General features: G+C 73.0%; 18 protein-coding genes. 12 read left to right on the top strand and 6 right to left on the bottom strand.

Annotated elements, in window-relative coordinates; genetic code table 11:
• Nucleotides 1–13: 13 nt before the first annotated feature.
• On the bottom strand, nt 14–415 hold the full coding sequence (locus tag ACPOLA_RS10240; protein WP_435770321.1) for a phage holin family protein: 402 nt from the start codon (nt 413–415) through the stop codon (nt 14–16).
• 101 nt (nt 416–516) lie between these two features.
• Between ACPOLA_RS10240 and nhaA the strand changes: the two genes are divergently transcribed.
• Nucleotides 517–1,965, top strand: a complete 1,449-nt coding sequence (gene nhaA, locus ACPOLA_RS10235) for a Na+/H+ antiporter NhaA (RefSeq protein ID WP_435770320.1) — start codon at nt 517–519, stop codon at nt 1,963–1,965.
• A 104-nt stretch (nt 1,966–2,069) separates the two neighbouring features.
• Here nhaA and ACPOLA_RS10230 read toward each other — a convergent pair whose 3' ends face one another.
• The 4 genes from ACPOLA_RS10230 to ACPOLA_RS10215 all read right to left on the bottom strand — a co-directional run bounded on the left by ACPOLA_RS10230 (nt 2,070) and on the right by ACPOLA_RS10215 (nt 6,620).
• A complete protein-coding gene (locus tag ACPOLA_RS10230) occupies nt 2,070–2,483 on the bottom strand; it encodes a PPOX class F420-dependent oxidoreductase (RefSeq protein WP_435770319.1) in 414 nt (137 codons plus the stop codon).
• Between the two features lie 38 nt (nt 2,484–2,521).
• The gene (gene acs / locus ACPOLA_RS10225; RefSeq protein WP_435770318.1) at nt 2,522–4,525 is read right to left on the bottom strand and encodes an acetate--CoA ligase; all 2,004 of its coding nucleotides are present in this window, start codon (nt 4,523–4,525) and stop codon (nt 2,522–2,524) included.
• Nucleotides 4,526–4,623: 98 nt separating this feature from the next.
• Nucleotides 4,624–6,333: a sodium:solute symporter family protein gene (locus tag ACPOLA_RS10220; protein ID WP_435770317.1), complete on the bottom strand. Its 1,710-nt coding sequence runs from the start codon at nt 6,331–6,333 to the stop codon at nt 4,624–4,626.
• A complete protein-coding gene (locus tag ACPOLA_RS10215) occupies nt 6,330–6,620 on the bottom strand; it encodes a DUF4212 domain-containing protein (protein WP_435770316.1) in 291 nt (96 codons plus the stop codon). The genes ACPOLA_RS10220 and ACPOLA_RS10215 overlap by 4 nt, the downstream gene beginning before the upstream one ends.
• Before the next feature lie 299 nt (nt 6,621–6,919).
• Here ACPOLA_RS10215 and ACPOLA_RS10210 point away from each other — a divergent pair, with 299 nt between their 5' ends.
• From ACPOLA_RS10210 to ACPOLA_RS10170, 9 genes are all read left to right on the top strand, one after another.
• A complete protein-coding gene (locus ACPOLA_RS10210) occupies nt 6,920–7,333 on the top strand; it encodes a hypothetical protein (protein WP_435770315.1) in 414 nt (137 codons plus the stop codon).
• Between the two features lie 156 nt (nt 7,334–7,489).
• Nucleotides 7,490–8,956 (top strand): pyridoxal phosphate-dependent decarboxylase family protein, encoded by a 1,467-nt coding sequence (locus ACPOLA_RS10205; protein ID WP_435770314.1) that lies wholly within the window; start codon nt 7,490–7,492, stop codon nt 8,954–8,956.
• Complete coding sequence (locus tag ACPOLA_RS10200) at nt 8,953–10,305, top strand: lysine N(6)-hydroxylase/L-ornithine N(5)-oxygenase family protein (protein WP_435770313.1); 1,353 nt, start codon at nt 8,953–8,955, stop codon at nt 10,303–10,305. The genes ACPOLA_RS10205 and ACPOLA_RS10200 overlap by 4 nt, the downstream gene beginning before the upstream one ends.
• Nucleotides 10,302–12,620 carry a GNAT family N-acetyltransferase gene (locus ACPOLA_RS10195; protein WP_435770312.1) on the top strand — a complete coding sequence of 773 codons (2,319 nt, stop codon included), beginning with the start codon at nt 10,302–10,304 and terminating at the stop codon, nt 12,618–12,620. Before ACPOLA_RS10200 ends, ACPOLA_RS10195 begins: the two co-directional genes overlap by 4 nt.
• Nucleotides 12,617–14,719 carry a penicillin acylase family protein gene (locus tag ACPOLA_RS10190; protein ID WP_435770311.1) on the top strand — a complete coding sequence of 701 codons (2,103 nt, stop codon included), beginning with the start codon at nt 12,617–12,619 and terminating at the stop codon, nt 14,717–14,719. The genes ACPOLA_RS10195 and ACPOLA_RS10190 overlap by 4 nt, the downstream gene beginning before the upstream one ends.
• Nucleotides 14,716–15,282, top strand: a complete 567-nt coding sequence (locus tag ACPOLA_RS10185; RefSeq protein WP_435770310.1) for a GNAT family N-acetyltransferase — start codon at nt 14,716–14,718, stop codon at nt 15,280–15,282. The genes ACPOLA_RS10190 and ACPOLA_RS10185 overlap by 4 nt, the downstream gene beginning before the upstream one ends.
• Before the next feature lie 121 nt (nt 15,283–15,403).
• Nucleotides 15,404–17,107 (top strand): hypothetical protein, encoded by a 1,704-nt coding sequence (locus tag ACPOLA_RS10180; protein ID WP_435770309.1) that lies wholly within the window; start codon nt 15,404–15,406, stop codon nt 17,105–17,107.
• 142 nt (nt 17,108–17,249) lie between these two features.
• Nucleotides 17,250–18,767, top strand: a complete 1,518-nt coding sequence (locus ACPOLA_RS10175; RefSeq protein ID WP_435770308.1) for an MFS transporter — start codon at nt 17,250–17,252, stop codon at nt 18,765–18,767.
• Nucleotides 18,768–19,005: 238 nt separating this feature from the next.
• Entirely contained in the window at nt 19,006–19,536 is a 531-nt protein-coding gene (locus ACPOLA_RS10170; RefSeq protein ID WP_435770307.1) for a GNAT family N-acetyltransferase, read from the top strand.
• Here the strand turns inward: ACPOLA_RS10170 and gdhA are convergent.
• The gene (gdhA, locus tag ACPOLA_RS10165; RefSeq protein WP_435770375.1) at nt 19,529–20,869 is read right to left on the bottom strand and encodes an NADP-specific glutamate dehydrogenase; all 1,341 of its coding nucleotides are present in this window, start codon (nt 20,867–20,869) and stop codon (nt 19,529–19,531) included. The two genes, ACPOLA_RS10170 and gdhA, sit on opposite strands and share 8 nt — an antisense overlap.
• 130 nt (nt 20,870–20,999) lie before the next feature.
• On the opposite strand from gdhA, the gene ACPOLA_RS10160 reads away from it, so the two are divergent.
• Together ACPOLA_RS10160 and ACPOLA_RS10155 are read left to right on the top strand one after the other, a co-directional pair.
• A complete protein-coding gene (locus ACPOLA_RS10160; protein ID WP_435770306.1) occupies nt 21,000–23,114 on the top strand; it encodes a molybdopterin oxidoreductase family protein in 2,115 nt (704 codons plus the stop codon).
• Nucleotides 23,115–23,248: 134 nt separating this feature from the next.
• Nucleotides 23,249–24,007, top strand: a complete 759-nt coding sequence (locus ACPOLA_RS10155) for a glycoside hydrolase family 16 protein (RefSeq protein ID WP_435770305.1) — start codon at nt 23,249–23,251, stop codon at nt 24,005–24,007.
• The last annotated feature ends 79 nt before the right edge of the window (nt 24,008–24,086 follow it).

The following is a 24,086-nucleotide window of genomic DNA, read 5'->3' as shown; positions in this document are numbered from 1 at the left end:
CCGGGGCTCCGGCTCAGGCCTGGCCCTTGAGGGCGCGCGGGATCTCGCGGCCCTGCTCGATCGCCCGCTCCGGCGCCTTCACCCGCTTGAACGCGCGGATGCCGAGCAGCACCAGGAGCGCGGCGACCAACAGCCAGAACCCCGCGACGATCAGGAACGCCCAGTGCAGCGAGAGGCCGTCGCCGTTCCAGTGGATGAAGTAGGCGGCCGCCACCGACAGGATGATCACGAACAGGACCAGGAAGAACGCCGCCGCGGCCAGGAACGCCGCCCCCATCCCGCCCGCGGTCACGCTGACCTTCAGCTCCGACTTGGCGAGCTGGATCTCCTTGCGCATGAGCGTGGAGAAATCGGTCTGCGCGTCCTTGATGAGACGCCCGATCGTGGGCTCGTCGCGGAGCGGTTCGATGGCCATGCCGACGACCTTACCGATACCGATACGCTGGGAGACAGGTGAGCCGGGAAGTCTGGTCGGCGCTCGACCATGCCTGCCCACCCACACCTGGAGGCCGCTCCGTGCCCGAGACACCGTCGTCCGACCGCCCCCGCGACGACCTCTGGAACCAGGGCCCCGTCTGGACGGCGAGTGACAAGGCGCTGGCGCGCTACGTCGCCCGGCCGCTGCGCGAGTTCCTCCACATCGAGGCGGCCGGATCGCTGCTGCTGCTGGCCGCCACGGTCGCCGCGCTGCTGTGGGTCAACCTGCCGTTCGACGGCTGGGCCGAGGGCTACGACGAGTTCTGGCACACCCACATCTCGCTGCACATCGGCGGGCTGGAGATCGACGAGACGCTGCAGCACTGGGTCAACGATGGGCTGATGGCGATCTTCTTCTTCGTCGTGGGCCTGGAGATCAAGTACGAGCTGGTCCACGGCGATCTCCGCAACCCCCGCACGGCCGCCCTGCCCATCGTCGCGGCGCTCGGCGGCATGCTGGTGCCGGCTGCCATCTACCTCGCCATCGCCGGCGGCGGGGACACCGGTCGCGGCTGGGGCATCCCGATGGCCACCGACATCGCGTTCGCGGTGGGCGTCCTCGGCCTGCTCGGCCGCCGCATCCCCTCCTCGGCGCGGCTCTTCATGCTGACGCTCGCGATCGTCGACGACATCGGCGCGATCCTGGTGATCGCGGTGTTCTACACCGCCGACCTGTCCCTCCAGTGGCTCGCCCTGGCAGTGGTCCTGCTCGTGACGATGGCGGTCCTGAGGGTGCTCCGGGTCTGGTCGATCTCGGTCTACTCCGTGCTCGGGGTCGCGACCTGGTTCGCGATGCTTCAGTCGGGCGTGCACGCCACCCTCGCCGGTGTGGCCATCGGGCTGCTCACCCCCGCCGTGGCGCTGCTCAAGCCCGACGTCTCCAAGGAGTACGCCGTGCACGCGCTGCGCGACCACGACCTCGACGCCGAGGAGCTGCACAAGCTGCGCTTCCTGCTCGCGGAGTCGGTGCCCGTGGTCGAGCGCCTGCAGACGCGGCTGCACCCGGTGTCGTCGTACGTCGTGCTGCCGATCTTCGCCCTGGCCAACGCGGGGGTCTACCTCGGCGGCGGCGTGCTCGGCGAGGCGGTCACCTCCACCGTCGGCCTCGGCATCGCGGCCGGGCTGGTGATCGGCAAGCCACTGGGCATCGCGCTGTTCTGCTACCTCGCGGTCAAGCTCGGCCTCAGCCACCTGCCCGACCGCACGTCGTGGGCCCAGGTGGTCGGCGTCGGCTCGGTGGCCGGCATCGGCTTCACCGTGTCGCTGTTCATCGCCGGGCTCTCCTTCCCGGGCGACCAGGTGCTCACCGACGACGCCAAGGTGGGCATCCTGCTCGCCTCGGTGACGGCCGCCGTCGTCGGCGTCCTCGTGCTGCTGTGGGCGGGCCGCGGGGAGCACCACCCCGAGCCGACCGACACCGGCGTCCCGCCCCAGGACGACCCGGTCGACAAGGTCGCCGAGGGCGCGTCGCGGGTCACCCCCGGCTGACGCCGGCGCAGATCGCCGTCCCACGGCCCCGACGCCGAACGGCCGGCCACCCGGAGCGGGTGGCCGGTCAAAGCGGGAGGCCGGCCTCGAGGAAGGCGGGGAGGTCAGCCGGGCAAGACTTGCCGCGAGCCCAGGAACCGGTCGACGGTGACCCGGACCGCTACCCGCTCCGGGTTCGGCCGGGGCGTGCGGTAGCGCTCGGAGTAGCGCTCACAGGCGCGGGCGACCGACTCCAGGTCGTCGAGCACCTCGGCCGCGCCGAGCAGCGTGGACCAGCGGGCACCGTCGACCTGGGTGGCCGCCAGCCGCGGGTCGCGGCGCAGGTTGCGCGCCTTCTGCGACCCGCGGCCGGTGATGATCCACGCGCAATGCTCTTCAGGGTCGAGCGCGACGCCGACCGGCACCGCGTGCGGGGCGCCCGTGGAGTCGAGCGTGCTCAGCGTGCAGAGGTGACGCTCGGTCCAGAACGCCGCGAGCGGTTCGGGGAAGTCGGACCAGTCGGTGTGCCAGCTGGGCACGGAACTCCTGTCATCGGTCGGTGTGGGAGGCCGCGGCTTCAGTCGTCGGTGGACGTCGCCTGGCCCGCCGAGATCAGCTCCATGATCGAGCTGTCGGCGAGGGTGGTGGTGTCGCCGACCTCGCGCTTCTCCGCGACGTCGCGCAGCAGCCGCCGCATGATCTTGCCCGAGCGGGTCTTGGGCAGCTCGGGGACGACCATGATCTGCCGCGGCTTGGCGATCGGGCCGATCTCCTTGCGCACGTGGTCGGAGAGCTCCTTGGCGATGCCCTCCCCGCCGTCGCCGGCCTCGTCGCGCAGGATGACGTAGGCGACGACCGCCTGGCCGGTGTCGGGGTCGGTGGCGCCGACCACCGCGGCCTCGGCGACCTTGGGGTGGGAGACCAGGGCCGACTCGATCTCGGTGGTGGACAGCCGGTGGCCGGAGACGTTCATGACGTCGTCGACCCGGCCGAGCACCCAGATGTCGCCGTCGTCGTCCTTCTTCGCGCCGTCGCCGGCGAAGTAGTAGCCCTGCTTCTCGAAGCGCCGCCAGTAGGTGTCGACGAACCGCTTGTCGTCGCCCCAGATCGTGCGCAGCATCGACGGCCACGGCGAGGTGACCACCAGGTAGCCACCGGACCCGTTGGGCACCGGGTTGCCCTCGTCGTCGACGACGTCGGCCTCGATGCCGGGGATCGGCGTCATGGCCGAGCCGGGCTTGCCGGCGGTCACGCCGGGCAGCGGGCTGATCATGATCGACCCGGTCTCGGTCTGCCACCAGGTGTCGACGACGGGGGTGCGGTCGCCGCCGATGACGTGGCGGTACCAGACGTAGGCCTCGGGGTTGATCGGCTCGCCGACCGAGCCGAGCACCCGCAGGCTGGACATGTCGAACTGGTCCGGGACCTCGTGCCCCTGCTTCATGAACGAGCGGATCGCGGTCGGCGCCGTGTAGAAGACGGTGACCTTGTAGTCCTGGATGATCTTCCACCAGCGGCCCCGCTCGGGGCTGTCGGGCGTTCCCTCGTAGAGCACCTGCGTGACGCCGTTGGCCAGCGGCCCGTAGACGATGTAGGAGTGGCCGGTGACCCAGCCGATGTCGGCGGTGCACCAGTAGACGTCGGTCTCCGGCTTGATGTCGAACACCGCGTGGTGGGTGTAGGCCGAGCCGACCAGGTAGCCGCCGGTGGTGTGCAGGATGCCCTTCGGCTTGCCGGTCGTGCCGGAGGTGTACATGACGTAGAGCGGGTGCTCGGCGTCCACCGGCTCGGGGGCGTGCTCCTCGGAGGCGCTGTCGACGACGTCATGCCACCACACGTCGACGTCGTCGTCCCAGCCGTTCTCGCCGAGGTCCTGACCGGTACGACGCACCACCAGCACCTTGCTCACGGTGTGCCCGTTGCTCGCCGTCTTGGCACGGGCCTCGTCGACCGCCGGCTTCAGCGCCGACGCGGTGCCCCGCCGGTAGCCGCCGTCGGCGGTGACCACGACCTTGGCCTGGCAGTCCTCGAGCCGGGAGGCCAGGGCGTCGGCGGAGAAGCCGCCGAACACCACGGTGTGCGGGGCGCCGATCCGGGCGCAGGCGAGCATCGCGACGATCGCCTCGGGGATCATCGGCATGTAGATGGCCACCCGGTCGCCCTTGGCCACGCCGAGGTCGGTGAGCGCGTTGGCCGCCTTGGACACCTCGCGCTGGAGGTCGGCGTAGGTGAGGTCGCGGCTCTCCGCGACGCCGTCGTGCACCGGCTCGCCCACCCAGTGGATCGCCACCTTGTCGCCGCGGCCGGCCTCGACGTGCCGGTCGACGCAGTTGTACGCCGCGTTGAGGGTGCCGCCCACGAACCACTTGGCGAACGGCGGGTCGGACCAGTCGAGGACCTGCTCCCACCTCTTCGCCCACGACAGCCGCTCGGCCTGCTGGGCCCAGAAGCCTTCGCGGTCGGCAGCGGCCGCCTCGTAGGCGTCGGCCTTCAGGTTGGCGTCGGCGGCGAGGTCGGCCGGCGGCTCGAACCGGCGCTCCTCCCGCAGCAGGTTCGCGAGGGTCTGCTCGGTGTCAGTCACGACTCTTCCTTCCGAACGATGGGCAAGCTGGTGGCACGGCTCACAGTAGGCCGCACCACCAGCCTGCTCTCAAGGGGTTGTCTCCCGGTTGCCGGGCGTCAGAGCTGGCCCTCCGCGTGCTTGGCGACCAGGTCGGTGCGGCCGGGGTAGCGGATCTCCTCCACCAGGTGCTGCATGGTGACCGACGGCTTCTTCGTGAACTGGGAGACCACGATCGTCACGATGAAGTTGAGCAGCATGCCGATCGCCCCGAAGCCCACCGGTGCGATGTCGAGGATCGGGTCCTTGCCGAGGAAGAACCACGCCGACTCCGAGGGCAGCGTCCACACGAAGTACGCCGCCGTGACGCCCAGGCCGACCGCCATGCCGGAGGCCGCACCCGCCGCGGTGCACTTCTTCCAGAAGATGCCGAGCACCAGGATCGGGAAGAAGCTGGCCGCCGCCAGCCCGAACGCGAGGGCCACCACCTGGCCGGCGAATCCCGGCGGGTTGGCGCCGAGGTAGCCGGCGGCCAGCACGGCCACCGCCATCGCGATCCGGGCGACGAGCAGCTGCTGCTTCTCGCTCGCTCCCGGGTTGATCCGCTTGTGGTAGACGTCGTTGGCGACCGCGGAGGAGATCACCAGCAGCAGTCCGGACGCCGTCGACAGCGCGGCGGCGAGGCCACCGGCCGCGACCAGCCCGACGATCGGCGCGGGCAGGCCGCCGATCTCCGGCGAGGCCAGCACCAGGATGTCGTTGTTGATCAGCACCTCGTTGCCGGCGCCGCCCTGGAAGTCGATCGCGCCGTTGCCGTTGATGTCGGTCACCTCGCCACCGTCGGGACCGGTGATCAGCCCGACGTCGGCCCACTTGCCGAACCAGGACTGGTCGGCCAGCCCGCCACTCTGCGACTCGCTGAGGATGTTGTACTTCGCGAACGCCGCCACCGTGGGCGCCGTCGTGTAGAGCAGCGCGATGAAGAACAGCGCCCACAGCGCCGAGTAGCGCGCCGCGCGCACGTTCTTGGCCGTGTAGAACCGCACGATGACGTGCGGCAGGCCGGCCGTGCCGAACATCAGCGTCGCGGTCAGCAGGAACATGTTGAACTGGCCGCTGCCGGTGAGGGCCGCGGTGTAGTCGCCGAACCCGAGCTCGGCCTGCAGCGCCTCCAGCTCGTCGAGGATCTGCCCGAAGCCCACCTGCGGCAGCGGGATGTCGGTGACCTTCGCCGAGATCGCCACGGCGGGGATCAGGTAGGCGACGATCAGCACGGAGTACTGGCAGACCTGGGTCCAGGTGATGCCCTTCATGCCGCCGAGCACCGCGTAGAAGAGCACGATCGCCATGCCGATCAGCACGCCGACCGTGGTGTTCACCTGGAGGAACCGGCTGAAGACCACGCCGACACCGGCCATCTGGCCGACCACGTAGGTCAGCGAGACGACGATCGCGCAGACGACGGCGATGATCCGCGCCGTCTCGTTGTAGCGGTCGCCGACGAAGTCGGGGATCGTGTACTTCCCGAACTTGCGCAGGTACGGCGCCAGGAGCAGCGCGAGCAGCACGTAGCCGCCGGTCCAGCCCATCAGGTAGGCAGAGCCCCCGTAGCCGTTGTAGGCAAGGGCGATCAGGCCGGCCATGGAGATGAACGACGCCGCGCTCATCCAGTCGGCCGCGATCGCGGCGCCGTTGGCCGGGGCGGGGATGCCGCCGCCGGCGACGTAGAACCCGGAGGTGTCGGAGACCCGGCTCGCGTAGGCGACGTAGATGTAGACCGAGAAGGTGAGGACGACGAAGATCAGCGTCCAGAGCTGGATGTCGCTCACGAGTGGTGCACCTCCTCCTCGTACTCGTTGATGCCGTACTTGGAGTCGAGCCGGTCCATCCGCCACACGTAGACCGCGATCAGGGCCAGGAACACCAGGATCGAGCCCTGGTTGGCGAACCAGAAGCCCAGCGGGAAGCCCGCGACCTCGATATTGTTGAGCGCGTCGGCGAAGAAGATCCCGGCGCCGAACGACACCAGTGCCCAGATGGCGAGCAGCACCGCCATCAGCGTCAGGTTGTGGCGCCAGTACTCCCGGCGCGCCTGTTCATCCATTGCCTGCTCCATTCCTCGTCGGACCACGGGGCGGCCAGGAGGTGACGGCCACCACATCGAGGCAAGCAACGGCGGGCGCGCTCGGTCAAGGCACAGATGTGCCCTGGGTCACAGGAGTCGCCGAGCGGCGTGATCGGCTCGGCGAGCGGCGGGGGCGATCGCTGCCCACCTCCGATCGGCACCGCTAGCGACCGTTCGTCGCCCCTCATCGACCGCTCGTCGCCGACGGCGGCCGACGGGCCGGCGACGAGCGGCACGGCGCCGCGACGCGGACGGTGCGTGACCCCGGTCACGGCGGCTACCGTCGGGGCATGGCGACCCACGGCATCGCGGGCAAGGCGACCCGGACCCGCACCCCCGTCCACCCCGGCCGCAAGCGGCTGGGCCTGGCCACGGCGATGGTGATGTTCGGCTCCTTCCTGCCGTGGCTGCACACGCCGGTGGGCAACCTCTCCGGCGGCGGCGGTCCGGGGCTGTGGACCTTCTACGCGGCGATGCTCGGGCTCGGCGGCGCGATCATCCCGTTGCACCGGCTCGGCGGCGTCCAGGCCGCGGTGCTGGCGGCGGTCGCCGTGGTGCTGCCGGTGTGGCAGCTGGTGCGGGTGCTCGACCTGGTCGGTACCTCCGGCTGGCTGCCCGGCCCTGGGATCGTGCTGGTCCTCGGTGGCGGGGTGCTCGCCGGGTCGGCCGCGGTCCAGCTGCTGCGCGACCCCGCTCCCGCCTGACCGGCCAGTCCTGACCGGCCAGTCCTGACTGCTCGCCTGACCGCCCGCCCGATCGCCGGCGGGCGGCGACCTGTGGGCCAGGCCACAGGAGGCGGTGTTGGCAGCGCGCCGAGGAGGTACTTAGGTAAGCCTAACCTTTCTCGGTAGGAGATCGCCTTGTCGCAGCAGCCCCCGCTCCATCATGTCTTCCACCCCCGTCACGCCGAGCACTACGCCACCGCGATCGGCTCGGGGCTCGAGCACCTGCTGGGCCACCTCGGTCGGGTGACCGGCCCGGCCGCCGGCACCGGACCGGCCGAGGCGGCCGCCCGGGTCGCCGCGGTCGACCTCGACGCCCCGCTCGCCGGCCTCGACGAGGTGCTGGCCGAGATGTCCGCACTCTGGCTCGACGACGCGGTGTGGTTCCACGAGCCGTCGTACGCCGCGCACCTCAACTGCCCGGTCGTGGTGCCCGCGCTGCTCGCCGAGCTCTTCGTCGCCGCGGTGAACAGCTCGCTGGACACCTTCGACCAGAGCGTCGGCGGCACCTTCATCGAGCGCCGGCTGGTCGAGTGGACGGCCCAGCGGATCGGGTTCGGCGACGCCGCCGACGGCGTGTTCACCAGCGGCGGCAGCCAGTCGAACCTCCAGGGCCTGCTGCTGGCGCGGGGGCGGCTCGACCGGGTGCGGCTGGAGCGGCTGCGCATCCTGGCCTCCGAGGACAGCCACTTCTCGGTGCAGAAGTCCGCGCGGCTGCTGGGCCTGGGCGAGGAGTCGGTGGTCAGCGTGCCGACCGACGACCGGCACCGGATGGACCCGGCCGCGCTCGAGCGCTCGCTGGCCGCCTGCACCGCGCTGGGCCTGCGACCGATGGCCGTCGTCGCGACCGCCGGCACCACCGACTTCGGCGCCATCGACCCGCTGCCCGCGATCGCCGACCTCGCCCGCGCCTACGACACCTGGCTGCACGTCGACGCCGCCTACGGTGGGGGCCTGCTGGCGTCCCGGCGCCGGCGCGGCCTGCTCGAGGGCATCGACCGGGCCGACTCGGTGACCGTCGACTACCACAAGACCTTCTTCCAGCCGGTCTCCTCCAGCGCGCTCATCGTGCGCGACCGGGCACTCCTCCAGCCGGTCACCTGGCACGCCGACTACCTCAACCCGCGCGAGCCGGTCGGCACCGACAGCCCCAACCAGGTCGACAAGAGCCTGCAGACCACTCGGCGGTTCGACGCGCTGAAGCTGTGGGTCACGCTGCGGGCGATGGGCCCGGACGTGATCGGCGACTACGTCGACGCCGTCGTCGACCTCGCCGCGGCCGTGCACGCCGCCACCGTCGTCGAGCCGGACCTGGAGTACGCCGCCGCGCCGGAGCTCAGCACGCTGGTCTTCCGCTACCTGCCCGCGGGGCCGGTGCTCGACGAGCCCGCCCTCGGCGCCCTGAATCGCCGGATCCGCGAGGAGCTCTACGCCTCCGGGCGGGCGATGGTGGCGGCGACGAAGGTCGACGGCCGGCAGTACCTCAAGCTCACGCTCCTCAACCCGATGGCGACCGCCGCCGACATCGTGGCCGTGCTCGACCTCGTCCGCGCGGCCGGTGCCCGGCTCGCCGCGGTGCTGCCCGAGGCCGAGGTCGCCCGGTGACCGGGGCGACGACGCCGGGCGTGCGTGACTTCGTCGCGATCGGTCTCGGGCCCTTCAACCTCGGCCTGGCGTGCCTCTCGGAGCCGCTGCGGCAGTCCGGAGAGCTCGACGGCGTCTTCCTCGAGGCGCGGGAGCGGTTCGACTGGCACCCCGGGATGCTGCTCGACGACGCCACCCTGCAGGTGCCGTTCCTGGCCGACCTGGTCACCATGGCCGACCCGACCTCGCGGTGGTCGTTCCTCAGCTACCTCAAGGAGACCGGGCACCTCTACCCGTTCTACATCCGGGAGAGCTTCTACCCCCTGCGCCGGGAGTACGACGACTACTGCCGCTGGGCCGCCGAGCGGGTCGACGGCATCCGCTTCGGCCAGCGGGTCGTCGACGTGCGGCACGACGGGGCGTCGTACGTCGTGACCTCGGCGACCGGCGACGTGCATCGCGCCCGTCGCCTGGTGGTCGGCATCGGCACCGAGCCGCACGTCCCCGAGCCGCTCCGCCCGTTGGTGGAGGAGGTCGCGCAGCGGCCGGCAGCCGAGCCGTCACCGCTGACCCACTCCGCCGACTACCTCGCCCACCGCGCCCGACTGCGGCGGTGCCGGTCGATCACGATCGTGGGCAGCGGCCAGTCGGCGGCGGAGATCTACCACGACCTGCTGGCGGCCTCGCCCGACCACGACTACGAGCTGACCTGGCTGACGCGGAGCCCGCGGTTCTTCCCGATGGAGTACACCAAGCTCACCCTCGAGATGACCTCGCCCGACTACGCCGAGCACCACCGGCGGCTGCCGGTCGAGGTCCGCGACCGGCTCGCGCGCGACCAGCGGCAGCTGTTCAAGGGCATCTCCGGCGACCTGGTCGACGCGATCTCCGACCTGCACTACCGGCTGCGCGTCTGCGGCGACGGCCCCCGCACGACGCTGCTGACCAACACCGCGGTCACCGGCGCCCGGCGGGACGGCTCGGCGCACGAGCTCGACCTGCGGCACGCCGAGACCGGCGAGGAGTTCGGGCTGCGCACCGACGGGCTGGTCCTCGCCACCGGCTACGCACCCACGGTGCCGGCGTTCCTCGACGGCGTCGCCGACCGGGTCCGCCGCGACCCGCGGGGCCGCTACGACGTCGCCGCCGACTACAGCGTGGACGTCGCCGGCGGCGAGATCTTCGTCCAGAACGCCGAGGAGCACACCCACTCCGTGCTCGCCCCCGACCTCGGGATGGGCCCCTACCGCAACTCGGTCATCCTGGCCGCGATGCTCGGCCGCGAGGTCCACCCGGTCGAGAAGCGGATCGCCGTGCAGACCTTCGGCGTCCCCGACCAACTCCGCCGCCAGCCGGAGGCGGCCCGGTGATCACCCTCGAGCCGCTCGACCTCGACCGCGACCCCGCCGTCCTCGACCTGCTGCACGCGTGGGTCACCCACCCACGTTCGGCGTACTGGATGATGCAGGGCGCCACCCGCGACGACGTCCTCGCGGAGTACGCCGCGATCACGGCCGACCCCCACCACGACGCCTGGCTCGGGCGGGTCGACGGCGGAGCGGCGTTCCTCGCCGAGACCTACGATCCCGCGCACTCGCCGCTGGCCGGCCTGCCGGAGCTCCGCGCCGGCGACCTCGGCATGCACGTGCTGGTCGCGCCCCCGGCAGGCGCGCCGGTCCGCGGGCTCACCACGCGCATCTTCACCGCCGTGATGGAGCACTGCTTCCGCGACCCGGCCGTGCGGCGCGTGGTGGTCGAGCCCGACGTCCGCAACGCCGCGATCCGGGCGAAGAACGTCGCCGCCGGGTTCGTCGAGCTGTGCGAGGTGCCGCTGGCCGGCAAGACCGCGATGCTGTCGGTCTGCCGGCGCGCCGACTTCGCCGCCGCGGTCGAGGCCGACCACCTCGCCCCGGACCTGATGGCCCGTGCCCAGCGGCACCTGCTGGCCAAGGCGATCGGGGAGTACGCCCACGAGCGGCTGGTCGCGCCGGAGCGGCGCGCGGACGGGCGGTGGCAGCTGGACGCCGGCCGGTCGTCGTACTGCTTCACGGCGCGTGTGCACGCCCTCGAGCACTGGGTGGTCGACCCGGGGTCCATCGGGCGGACCGTGGCCGGCCGCCCGGCGGAGCCGGACGTGCAGGCCTTCGTGGCGGAGCTGGCGCCGGTGCTCGGCATCCCCGAGCAGCTGCTGCCGACCTACCTGGAGGAGGTCGCCGCGACCCTCGCCGCCGGCGCCTGGAAGCTGCGGCACCGCCAGCTGCCGGTGGCCGAGCTCGTCGACGCCGACTACCAGCGGATCGAGGCCGCGATGACCGAGGGCCACCCGGCCTTCGTCGCCAACAACGGCCGGATCGGCTTCGGCCTCGACGACTACCGCGCCTACGCGCCGGAGACCGCCCGCAGCGTGCGGCTGCACTGGGTGGCCGCGCGCCGCTCGCTGACCCGGCTCGCCCTCGGCGCGGGGGAGACCGAGCAGGGCCTGTACGGCGCCGAGCTGGCCGGCGGCCTGCGCGAGCACTTCGAGGACCGGCTGCTCGCGCTCGGGCTGGCGCCGGAGGACTACCTGCTGATGCCCGTGCACCCCTGGCAGTGGCGCAACCGGCTCGCGGTCACGTTCGCCCCCGACGTCGCGCGCCGCGACCTGGTGCACCTCGGCGAGGGTGACGACGAGCACCGGCCGCAGCAGTCGATCCGCACCTTCTTCAACGCCAGCCGACCCGAGCGGCACTACGTGAAGACCGCGCTGGCGATCCAGAACATGGGGTTCGTGCGCGGCCTGTCGCCGGCCTACATGGCGGCGACGCCGGCCATCAACGACTGGGTCGCGGAGACCGTGCACGCCGACCCCGAGCTGCAGGAGTGCGGCTTCGGCGTGCTGCGGGAGGTGGCGGCGATCGGCTACACCGGCGATGCCTTCCACCGCGAGGCCGGCCCCTCGCCGTACCGCAAGATGGTCGCGGCGCTGTGGCGGGAGAGCCCGGTGCCCCGGATCGCGCCCGGCGAGCAGCTGACCACGATGGCCGCGCTGCTGCACCGCGACGCCGACGGCGACGCGCTGGTGACGGCGTGGATCAAGGCCTCGCCGGTCGACGCGGCCGGCTGGGTGCGCGCCTGGCTGCGCGCCTACCTCCGCCCGCTGGTGCACTGCCTGCACGCCTACGACCTGGCGTTCATGCCGCACGGCGAGAACCTCGTGCTGCTCCTGCGCGACCGGGTGCCGGTCGCGGCGTTCATGAAGGACATCGGCGAGGAGGTGGCCGTGATGGGCGACCTGCCGCTGCCCGAGGAGGTGGAGCGGATCCGCGGCTCCTTCCCCGACGACGTGAAGGCACTGGCGATCCACACCGACGTCTTCGACGGCGTGCTCCGCTTCGTCGCGGCGATCCTCGACGAGGACGGCGTGCTGCCCGAGGAGGAGTTCTGGGCGCTGGTCGGCGACTGCGTCGACGAGCACGCGGCCGACCACCCCGAGCTCGCCGAGGCCGCCGCGCGCTACGACCTGCGCCGCCCGGAGTTCCGGCACAGCTGCCTCAACCGGCTCCAGCTGCGCAACACGCTGCAGATGGTCGACCTGACCGACCAGGCCGAGTCGCTGATCTTCGCCGGCACGCTGGCGAACCCGATCGCCCTGCCGCCACCGGGCGGGTCGTCGGGCGAGACGCCGTCGGGCGGGACGTCGTCGTGACGGTGCGGCGCGACGCGCTCGGCATCCCGCACGTCAGAGGCGGCTCGCTCGCGGAGGTGTGCCACGAGCAGGGACGCGCGACGGCGCAGGACCGCGCCTGGCAGCTCGAGGTCGAGCGGCGGCGCGGCGAGGGCACCAGCGCCGAGCTGCTCGGCCCAGGAGCGCTGGAGTGGGACCTGCTCGCCCGCCGGGCGCGGCTCGCCGACGTCGCCCGGCGCGCCCACGCGCGGCTCTCGCCCGAGGCCCGGGCGATGGTGGCGGCGTACGCCGACGGGGTGAACGCCGGGCTGGCCGACGCCACGTCACCGGAGCTGGCGGCGCTCGGCATCCGGGCCGGGCGGTGGGAGGCGTGGGCGCCGCTGGTGGTGTTCGCCGTGCAGCACCTGCTCTTCTCCGGCTTCCCGAGCAAGCTCTGGCGCCGCCACCTCGCCTCGGTGGCGGGGGAGGAGGCCCTCGGCCTGCTCCGGACCGAGGGCCTGCCGGGCGGCAGCAACGCCGTCGCCGTCGCCGGGTCCCTGGCCGCCGGCGGGCTGCCGATCGTGGCCGGCGACCCGCACCGGCTGATCGAGGCCCCCGGCTGCTACGCCCAGGTGCGGCTGGCCTGCACCGACCCCGACGACGGCTTCGACGTCACCGGGCTGGCCTTCGTCGGCGTCCCGGGCGTCCAGCACTTCGCCCACGCGGGGTCGGTCGCCTGGGGGGTCACCAACGCGGTCGCCGACGACGAGGACCTCTACGTCGAGGAGCTGGCCCGGCACGGCGAGACGGTCGTCGCGCGCGGCCGGACGAGCTGGGAGCCGGTGGCCCGGCGGCTGGAGACCGTCCGCGTGCGGCAGCCGGACGGGAGGCTCGCCGAGCAGCCGGTCGAGGTGCTGGTCACCGACCGCGGCCCCGTCGTGCTCGGCGGGCCGGAGGACGCCGAGGCGATCAGCCTCCGCACGCCCGCGCACGTGCTGGGCGACCTCGGCTTCGATGCGCTGCCCCTGCTGCTCCGGGCGCGGACCGCCGGTGAGGTGGTCGCCGCCTTCGGGCCCTGGGTCGGGCCCGTCGACAACCTCCTCGTCGCCGACGACACCGGCCGGCTCGAGCACCGCGTGGTGGGCCGGGTGCCGGAACGCGAGCCGAGCCGACGTACGGCGCTGCGGCGGGCGCCGGGCCGCGGCGCCGACGGCCACGGCTGGACCGGCTGGGTCACCGACCTGCCGGCCCGCACCGGCGACGTGCTGGTCACCGCCAACGACCGCGCGGACGAGCGCTGGGACCGCGTGGGCGACGACTTCGCGCCGCCGCACCGCGCCCGCCGGATCGCCGCCCTGGTCGCGGACCTGGCGGCGCGCGGACCGGTCATGCCCGAGCAGCTCGGCGCGGTGCTGGCCGACGTGCGGCAGACGGCCGGCGAGCCGCTGCTCGCCGCGATCGCCGCGCTGCGCGACCTCTCCGAGCCGGCCGCGGTGCTGCGCGACCGGCTGCTGGCCTGGGACCGCGAGATGGCGGCCGGCAGCGTGGACGCCGCCCGCTTCGCCGCCGTGCGCGAGGTCGTGGTCGAGGGGTTCGTCCGGGCGCCCGGCCTGGCCGGGGTCGACACCAGCCCGCACGGCGAGCTGTTCAGCCCGTGGTTCGACCTGCGCGCGCGGGTGCGGCTCTGCCTGCCCGCCCTGCTGGCGGCCGACAAGCCGTTCGGGGCCGATCCGCTCGGCATGGTCGCCCACGCGCTGGAGCGGGTGGCGGCGGCGCCCGACCCGCCGCCGTGGGGCGAGTCCCACCGGGTGCACCCGCTCAGCGCCCACGAGCTCGCCGGTGACGCCGTGCCGCCCGGTCCAGGTGCGCCGGGGCCTTCGGCGCTGACAGTGCCGATGGTGCCGGTGTCCGGTGACGACGACTGCGTCCTCGCCACCCGCGCGGTCGGCGGCACAGGGGCCTGCGTGCACGGACCGGTCGCGCGCTACGTCTGGGACCTGGCCGGGCGGAGCCGGTGGGTGGTTCCGCTCGGCGCGTCCGGCGACCCGGGGTCGCCCCACCACCACGACCAGCAGGCCACCTGGGCCGCCGGCGGCACCCTGCCCGTCGCGTCCCCCGGACGAGAGACCGCGCCGCGATGAGCGTGAGCGTCCGGCCCGTCCATCCCGAGGCCGATGCAGACCTGCTGCACCGTTGGGTCACGGCCGAGGGCGCGGAGTTCTGGGGGATGGCGGAGCTGAGCCGGGCGCAGGTCGCCGAGGTCTACGGCTTCATCGCCGAGCAGGCGCACCTGGCGGCGTACCTCCTGGTGCTCGGCGACGTGCCCCCGGGCCATCCGGTCGGACTGCTCCAGACCTACGACCCCGAGGTCGACGAGATCGGGGACTGGTACGACCGTCGGCCCGGGGACGTCGGCGTCCACCTGCTGCTCGCCGACGACCGCGCGCGACGCGGGCGCACGGCGGAGGTGGTCGCCGCCGGGCTGCGGTTCGTCGCGACCCGCCCGGGCAGCGAGCGGCTGGTGTTCGAGCCCGACGCCCGCAACCAGCGGTCGCTGGCGCTGCTCGACCGGCTCGGCGCCCAGCGGGGGCCGCTGGTCGACCTGCGGACCAGCATCAGCCAGAAGCCCGCGCAGTTCTGCTTCCTCTCCGCGGAGGCGGCGCTGGCATCGGCCGCGAGGCTGCACGCTGCCCTGCCTGACTGACGGCCCGACTGACGGCCTGACTGACGGCCTGACTGACGGGCCTGACCGACGAGCGGGAACCCAGCGGGCCAGTTGCGCCAATCCGATCCCTGCGGACGAGGGCGGTGCCATCCTCGGTTCCGTGGGGGTGCACGAGGAGCTGGCGGAGCTAGCGGCCGAGGTGGGAGCAGGCGCGTTCGACGACGCCGAGGTCTTCCGGGCCGTGCTCGACGACTACCTCGCCGACGACACGGCCACCCGTGGGGAGATCAACGTCCTGGTCGACGCGGTGCGGCTCGGTGTGTTCGAGCGCCTCGCCGCCCAGGTGGACAACGGCGCCGACGTCGGCTCGGCGATCGACGTGCTCGGTGACCAGCTCGCACGTGACCGCGGCACCAGCGAGGTCCGGAGCGCCCGGTGGGCCATCGCGGCCCTGGCCTATGCCGTCGGCAGGGCCGGAGAGGACGTGGTGCTCGCCCGCCGGGAGGCGATGGAGCGTGCGGACGACCGCCCCGACCGGCCGCCCGCCAGTGCGACGCCGCCGCCGGCAGCGCCGACCACCGTGGCGGCGCCTGCCGCCGCCGGGACCCGGGAGCTGCTCCCCTGGGAGAAGGAGGAGCGGCCGGAGCGGCGAGGCCGGGTGATCGCTGCGGTGGTCGCCGTCGTCGTGCTGCTCGCCGCGGCGGCGGTGACGCTGCGGGCCTTCGACGACGGGGACGGCCGTGACCGGGAGTCGCAGGACCCCGTCGTCGCTCCGCCGTTCACCTCGGCGGAGGTCGTCGGCGACCGGTCACGAGCCGAGGGTGTGCGGAGCGCGCGCCGCTACCGGCTCACCGACCGGGGCGTCGTCTCCGTCGTCGCGCTCACGAACACGACGAGGAAGCCGGTGACCCGGCTGTGGGCGGAGGTCGTGCCGAAGGAGGTCGCCGACCACGTCAGCAAGGCCGCCTTCAAGCCCCGCTACACCGGCGTGATCGAGGCCGATCCGATCGTCTACTGGCGGATCCGGCTGCCGGCGGGAGCGACGAAGGAGATCCGGTGGAGCGCGGCGCTGCCCGACGAGGCGCAGCCGAGCGCGGAGTACCTGAACCGCGTCGTGGGGTGGCACGAGGAGGCCGTCACCGGCGCGACACCGCGGATCGAGCGGGCGCTCGCCCGGCTGGCGCGCGAGGGCGAGAGCGTGATCAAGCCGCCTCCACCCGCGCTGGACCGCGAGGACGTCGCCGCGTCGACGTCGGACCCCTCGGACGTGGCCGCGCCTCCGACCGACGAGCCGGTCGAGGACGGCCCCACCGAGGACGACGACCCGCCGCCGCCCCCGCGCAACCGGGCGCCGCGGCTGTCCCTGGCGTCGAAGACGACCGACGAGCGGGTCAGCGCGAGCTACGCGGTCAACGGCAGCGACCCGGACGGGGACAGCTGGAGCGTCGTCGCCGTCTCCGGGGCGCCTGCGGGCATCGGGAAGAGCGGGTCGCGCAGCCTCGGTGGCACCGTGTCCCACACGGCGGCCGGCGTGACCGTGCACAAGTCCAGCCTCCGCACCCGGAGCTTCCGGGTGTCCGTCACGATCCAGGACGAGAAGGGCGCCCGCACCACCGGCAGCTTCACTTGGACTGTGCGCGACACGCACCGGGTGATGCCCCGCTACGTCGGCTGCTACGGCAACGGCGACTGCGGCGCGCCGGACATCGGCGCCTTCTTCTCGCCGAGCTTCAACGGGTGCGTGGACCCCGGCCGCAAGGTGGACACCGTCGCGAAGCAGTCGATCAGCCCGGGCACGGTCGTGCGGTGGGGCTCCCGGGCGACCTTCTGGTACGTCCACGCGGCGGACCACCCGCCCTGCTGAGGTGGGTGTGGCGTGCGTCGGTGAGGTGCGTGAGCCCGTGAGGAGGAGTTGACGCAACGAAATCCGCGGGCGAGCCGGGGCGAAACCCCGCGCGCACAGGATCGGGACCCATCACCCGACCCCTGTCCGCCAGGAGCCTCCGATGACCCTCACCACCGACAGTGACAGCGACGTCGTCGTCGCGAGCCGTGCAGCAACGACACCACCGCGCCGCCGTACCGGGCGGTGGATCGACGAGTGGAACCCCGAGGACGAGGCGTTCTGGGAGGCCGAGGGCGCCTCGATCGCCCGGCGCAACCTGATCTGGTCGATCTTCTCCGAGCACCTCGGCTTCTCGGTCTGGCTGATCTGGAGCGTCTCCTCGGCGTTCCTGCTGGCCCAGGGCTTCACCTTCACCCCGCAGCAGCTGTTCTTCCTCGTCGCCATCCCCAACCTCGTCGGGTCGCTGCTGCGCGTGCCCTACACGCTGATGGTCGGCAAGGTGGGCGGCCGCAACTGGACGATGGTCAGCGCGGCGCTGCTGCTGGTGCCGACGCTGTTGTTCGCCTACGCGGTGACCAACCCCGGCACGCCGTACTGGGCGTTCTGCCTGATCGCCGCGACCGCCGGCTTCGGCGGCGGCAACTTCTCCAGCTCGATGGCCAACATCAACTTCTTCTACCCGGCTGCGAAGAAAGGCGCCGCGCTCGGGCTCAACGCCGCCGGCGGCAACATCGGCGTCTCGATCATCCAGTTCTGCTTGCCGATCATCGTCGGTGGCTCGGCCGTCTTCGGACTGGTCAAGGCCTCCGAGGGCGGCATCCACCTGGAGCGCGCGGCGTGGGTCTACGCGGGTCTCGCGGTGGTGGCCACCCTGGCGGCGTACCTCTTCATGGACAACCTCGGCACCGCCCGGACCGACACCCGGTCGCAGCTGAGCGTGCTGCGCAACCGTCAGACCTGGGTGATGTCGCTGCTCTACATCGGCACCTTCGGCTCCTTCATCGGCTACTCCGCGGCGATGCCGCTGCTCATCAAGCTCAACTTCTGGGTGCCCGAGCCGGCGCCGCTCGGCACCGGCATCTACTTCGCCTACTACGCCTTCCTGGGAGCGTTGGTCGGCTCGATCACCCGGCCGTTCGGCGGCTGGCTGGCCGACCGGTACGGCGGCGCGCGGGTCACCCTCGGCGCGTTCACCGGCATGATCGTCTTCACCGCCCTGGTGCTGTGGACGCTGATGCAGCTCACGCCCAACCCGACCGCCGACGTGACGATCGCGGAGGACAACAAGGCCTGGTTCCCGCTGTTCCTCGGCTTCTTCCTGCTGGTCTTCGCCTCGACCGGGATCGGCAACGGCTCGACGTACAAGATGATCCCGGCGATCTTCCAGCGCGAGGCACAGCGCGTCGGCGAGCCGGACAGCCCCGAGCGGGAGTGGGCGGTGCTCAACGCGACGAAGCGCGCCTCCGCCGCGATCGGCATCATCGGCGCCGTCGGCGCGATGGGCGGCTTCCTGATCCCGATCACGTTCAGCTCCCCGTGGGTCACCGCGCCGATGGAGGCCACCAAGACGGCGTTCCTGATCTTCACCGCCTTCTACGTGGTGTGCGCCCTGGTCACCTGGGCGGTCTACCTCCGGGTCCGCAAGGGCGTCCCCGACCGCGGGTACGTCGGGGTCTGAGTCCACGGGCCCCCGATCGCCTGCTCGCGGACCGGGCCAGCTCGACGTACCTGACGAACGAGTTCTCCGTACGGCGGAAATGGAACGAGAACATCAGGTACGACGAGCGCCAGGTCCGCCTGGCCCGACGCGCGGGCCGGAGCCCCAGTGGTGGACCGCCAGCTGCACGCACCGAACCTACTCGCGGCACCGGTCGAGGGGCACCCTCGATGCCTGCACCCCCCAGTACCGTCGGGCCATGGACGCACCCCCTGGCGTCACGATCCGACCGGCGGTTCCCGACGACGCCGAGGCCTTGGCCGTGCTGCACGTCGACGTCTGGGAGGAGGCCTACCGGCAGCTGATGCCGGCGGCGATCTTCGAGCACCGGCGCGCCACCATCGCGGAGCGGGTCGCCCGCTGGCGCCACAACCTGGCCGCCGGACCCGCCCGCACCGCCGCCGCCGTAGACGCCGACGGCCTGGTCGGCTTCGCGAGCGCCGGCCCGGCCCGGGACGGCGACGTGGACGTCGACGTCGAGCTGTGGGCGCTGTACGTCCGCGCGCGACGGTGGGGAACCGGTGTCGGCCGGGCCCTGCTCGTCGACGCGCTGGCCGACCGCCCGGCGTACCTGTGGGTGCTCCGGGGCAACGACCGGGCCATCGCCTTCTACGGCAGGCACGGCTTCGTCGCGGACGGCGCCACCCGCGCCGACGAGCACGGCACCGAGCTGCGGATGAGCCGGACCGAGGTGGCGCTGCAGGCGCCGCCCGGTGGTGGTCCTAGATGACGCCGAGCGCCAGCATCGCGTCGGCGACCTGGATGAAGCCGGCGATGTTGGCGCCGGCGACGTAGTTGCCGGGAATGCCGTAGGCGTCGGCGGTCTCCAGGCACCGGTGGTGGATGCCGACCATGATCTCCTCCAGCCGCTCCTCGGTGTGCGGGAAGGACCAGGAGTCGCGCGAGGCGTTCTGCTGCATCTCGAGCGCGCTGGTCGCGACGCCCCCGGCGTTGGCCGCCTTGCCTGGAGCGAACGCGACGCCGGCGTCGGCGAAGACCCGCACCGCCTCGGGGGTGCACGGCATGTTGGCGCCCTCGGCGACGACCGTGCAGCCGTTGCGGACCAGCGTGGTCGCGGCGTGCTCGTCGAGCTCGTTCTGGGTGGCGCAGGGCAGGGCGATGTCGCAGGGCACGTCCCACACCGAGCCGTCGCCGACGAACTTCGCCGAGTGCGGCCGGGCGTCGGCGTAGGCGGAGATCCGCTCGCGGCGTACCTCCTTGACCTCCTTGAGGAGGTCGAGGTCGATGCCCTTGAGGTCCACGACGTAGCCGCTGGAGTCGGAGCAGGCGATCACCTTGCCGCCGAGCGCGACGGACTTCTCCGCGGCATAGATCGCCACGTTGCCGGAGCCGGACACCACGACGGTCTTGCCGTCGTAGGACTGGCCGCGCGCCTTGAGCATCTCGTTGGCGAAGAACACGGTGCCGTAGCCGGTGGCCTCGGTGCGCACGAGCGAGCCGCCCCAGCCGACGCCCTTGCCGGTGAGCACGCCGGACTCGTAGCGGTTGGTGATCCGCTTGTACTGGCCGAACATGTAGCCGATCTCGCGACCGCCGACGCCGATGTCGCCGGCCGGGACGTCGGTGTACTCGCCGATGTGGCGGTAGAGCTCGGTCATGAACGACTGGCAGAACCGCATCACCTCGGCGTCGCTGCGACCCTTCGGGTCGAAGTCGGAGCCGCCCTTGCCGCCGCCGATCGGCATGCCGGTCAGCGCGTTCTTGAAGATCTGCTCGAACCCGAGGAACTTCACGATGCCGAGGTAGACCGACGGGTGGAAGCGCAGGCCACCCTTGTAGGGGCCGAGCGCGGAGTTGAACTCGACGCGGAAGCCGCGGTTGAGCTGCACCCGGCCGGCGTCGTCGACCCACGGGACGCGGAAGATGATCTGCCGCTCGGGCTCGCACACGCGGCGGATGATGGCCGCGTCGGCGTACTCCGGGTGCAGGCGGACGACCGGCTCCAGGCTGTCGAGCAGCTCCTGGGCGGCCTGGTGGAACTCCGTCTCGCCGGGGTTGCGGGCGAGGACCTCGTCGAAGATCGGCTGGAGGGATTCGTTCAGGGGCACCGGCCCACGGTGCCACTGCCGGGCGCCCGGCGGCCAATCGGGCCTGTGAGGGTGTGAGCAGCAGTTGACCTCACGGTGCCCCCGCTCGGCACCCGGGGAAACGCCGGCGCCGTGCAATGGGGCCATGACCGAGCGTGCCGACGACCGCCCCACCAGCCGCCCCGCCAGCCGCCCCGCCGCGCGCACCCACTGCCCCTACTGCAGCCTGCAGTGCGGCATGACCGTCGCCCGCCGCGGGCGGGCCGGCATCGAGGTCGGGGCCTGGGAGGAGTTCCCCGTCAACGAGGGCGGCCTGTGCCGCAAGGGCTGGACCGCCGGCGAGCTGCGCGGCAGCCGGGAGCGGCTGACCACGCCGATGGTGCGCGACCGGTCGACCGGCGAGCTCCGGGCCGCCGGCTGGGAGGAGGCTCTTGACCTGGTGGCGGGTCGGATCCGGGCGCTGCAGCAGCGGCACGGCCGGGACGCGGTCGCTGTCTTCGGCGGCGGCGGGCTCACCAACGAGAAGGCCTACCAGCTCGGCAAGTTCGCGCGGGTGGCGCTCGGGACGAGCCAGATCGACTACAACGGCCGGTGGTGCATGAGCTCGGCCGCCAGCGCCGGCAACCAGGCCTTCGGGATCGACCGCGGCCTGCCGTTCCCGCTGGCCGACGTCGAGCAGACCGACGTGGTGGTGCTGGTCGGCTCCAACCTCGCCGAGACGATGCCGCCGGCCGCGCGCCACCTCGACCGGCTCCGCGACAACGGCGGCCGCCTCGTCGTGATCGACCCGCGCCTGACGCCGACCGGGCAGCGCGCCGACCTGTTCGTGCAGCCGGTGCCCGGCACCGACCTCGCGCTGGCGCTGGGCGTGCTGCACCTGCTCGACGCGGCCGGCGCCGTCGACGAGGAGTACGTCGCCGCACGCACCACCGGCTTCGCGGCCGTCCGGCAGGCGGCCGCCGCGTGGTGGCCCGAGCGGGTGGAGCGCACCACGGGAGTGTCCACCTTCGAGCTGCGCGAGCTGGCCGAGCTGCTCGCCGGTGCGGAGCGGGTCATGGTGCTCACCGCACGCGGCGCCGAGCAGCACGCGCAGGGCACGGCGACGGTGCTCGGCTGGATCGACGTGGCCCTCGCGCTGGGCCTGCCGGGCCGGCCGTACGCCGGCTACGGCTGCCTCACCGGGCAGGGCAACGGGCAGGGCGGCCGCGAGCACGGCCAGAAGGCCGACCAGCTGCCGGGATACCGGATGATCGACGACCCCGCGGCGCGGGAGCACGTGGCACGGGTGTGGGGCGTCGACCCGGCGTCCCTCCCGGGCAGGGGCCGGTCGGCCTACGAGCTGCTGGAGTCGCTGGGCGACGGAGGCGGGGCTCGCGCGCTGCTGGTCCTCGGCTCCAACATCGTGGTGTCCGCGCCGCGCGCCGGCCACGTCACCCGGCGCCTGGAGTCGCTGGACCTGCTGGTGGTCTGCGACCTGGTGATGAGCGAGACCGCGGCGCTCGCCGACGTCGTGCTGCCGGTGACGCAGTGGGCCGAGGAGACCGGCACGATGACCAACCTCGAGGGGCGGGTCGTGCTGCGGCAGCAGGCCGTGGCGCCGCCCGACGGGGTGCGCTCGGACCTCGACGTGATCGCTGGGCTGGCCGAGCGGCTGGACTCGCCGGTGCCCTTCAGCACCGACCCGCAGGAGGTTTTCGCCGAGCTGGGCCGCGCGTCGGCCGGCGGCAAGGCCGACTACTCCGGCATCACCTACGAGCGGATCGCCGCCGAGCACGGCGTGTTCTGGCCGTGCCCGGCCGTGCCCGCGGGGAAGGCGCCGCATCCCGGCACCCCGCGGCTGTTCGCCGACGGGTTCCCGACGCCGGACGGACGGGCCCGCTTCGTGGTGCCGGAGTACGTCGGCGCGGCGGAGCAGCCGGACGCGGCGTACCCCCTGCACCTGACGACCGGGCGCGTCCTCGCGCAGTACCAGTCCGGCGCCCAGACCCGGCGGATCCGCTCCCTGCCCGACACCGGGCCCTTCGTGGAGCTGCACCCGATGCTGGCGACCCGGATCGGCGCCCACGACGGCGAGCCGGTGGTCGTCCGCACCCGCCGCGGCGAGCTGAAGGCGCCGGCGCGCGTCGTCACCACGATCCGCCCCGACACCGTCTTCGTCCCGTTCCACTGGGTCGGCGCCAACCGCCTCACCAACGACGCCCTCGACCCCTCCAGCCGGATGCCCGAGTTCAAGGTCTGCGCCGCCGCCGTCGTCGTCTGACCACCCCACGAGGTGGCAGGTTTCGGCGCGCGAGGTGGCGGGTTTCGGCGCGCGAGGTGGCGGGTTTCGGCGCGCGAGGTGGCGGGTTTCGGCGACCACCGGGCGATGTCGGTGGTCCCGGCCATGATCGGGACGTGGCCGGATTCGAGGAGCGGTTCCAGGGCGAGGCGCTGGACCGGGAGCGCTGGCTGGCGGCGTACCTGCCGGCCTGGAGCTCGCGCGCCGAGGCGGCGGCGACCTACGAGCTCACCGGTGACGGGCTGCGGCTGAGCATCCCGCCCGACCAGCCGCTGTGGTGCGCCGACCTGCACCAGCAGCCGCTGCGGGTCTCCGCGGTGCAGAGCGGCAACTGGTCGGGCCCGGTCGGCAGCCCCCGCGGGCAGCAGCCGTTCCGCGACGGCCTGCTCGTCCGGGAGGAGCAGCCGCGGATGGCCGGCCTGGTGCCGCGGTATGGCCGGGTCGAGGTCGAGTGCCGCGCCGCGATCGGGCCCGGCTCGATGTTCTCCGCGTGGATGATCGGGATGGAGGAGGAGCCGCACCAGTGCGGCGAGATCTGCCTGGTCGAGGTGTTCGGGGAGACCGTGCAGGCGCAGGACGGCCGGGTCGGCGCCGACGTCGGCGCGGGCATCCACGCCTTCCGCGACCCGGCGCTGGCCGAGGAGTTCGCCGCGCCGCGCCGCGAGCTCGACGTCGCCCACTGGCACCGCTACGCCGTCGACTGGACCCCCGAGGGCGTGCGCTGGCTCGTCGACGGCGTGGAGACGGCCCGGTCCACGCAGTCGCCGGACTACCCGATGCTGCTGATCCTGGGAGTCTTCGACTTCCCCGGGCGCAGCGACCCAGCGGCCGTCCCCGAGCTCGTCGTACGACGCGTGGCGTGGACGCCGCTGTGACCCCGTGAGGACGGTGAGGCCGTGAGAGAGAGTTGACACCGGCGTGTAACACGCCGACCGCGCGGTGAAACCTGCGCGT

Origin of the sequence: Nocardioides proteolyticus (genome assembly GCF_051280635.3) — a bacterium.
Classification (GTDB): domain Bacteria; phylum Actinomycetota; class Actinomycetes; order Propionibacteriales; family Nocardioidaceae; genus Nocardioides.
Note: the sequence above shows the minus strand (reverse complement) of the source record. Positions and strands in the feature narration are given on the sequence as shown.

Bases quoted from the DNA above. Each gene is read 5' to 3' on its own strand.
- ACPOLA_RS10175 (WP_435770308.1), top strand. From the start codon at position 17,250: ATGACCCTCACCACCGACAGTGACAGCGACGTCGTCGTCGCGAGCCGT.
- ACPOLA_RS10185 (WP_435770310.1), top strand. From the start codon at position 14,716: ATGAGCGTGAGCGTCCGGCCCGTCCATCCCGAGGCCGATGCAGACCTG.
- ACPOLA_RS10170 (WP_435770307.1), top strand. From the start codon at position 19,006: ATGGACGCACCCCCTGGCGTCACGATCCGACCGGCGGTTCCCGACGAC.
- ACPOLA_RS10160 (WP_435770306.1), top strand. From the start codon at position 21,000: ATGACCGAGCGTGCCGACGACCGCCCCACCAGCCGCCCCGCCAGCCGC.
- ACPOLA_RS10210 (WP_435770315.1), top strand. From the start codon at position 6,920: ATGGCGACCCACGGCATCGCGGGCAAGGCGACCCGGACCCGCACCCCC.
- ACPOLA_RS10240 (WP_435770321.1), bottom strand. From the start codon at position 415: ATGGCCATCGAACCGCTCCGCGACGAGCCCACGATCGGGCGTCTCATC.
- ACPOLA_RS10215 (WP_435770316.1), bottom strand. From the start codon at position 6,620: ATGGAGCAGGCAATGGATGAACAGGCGCGCCGGGAGTACTGGCGCCAC.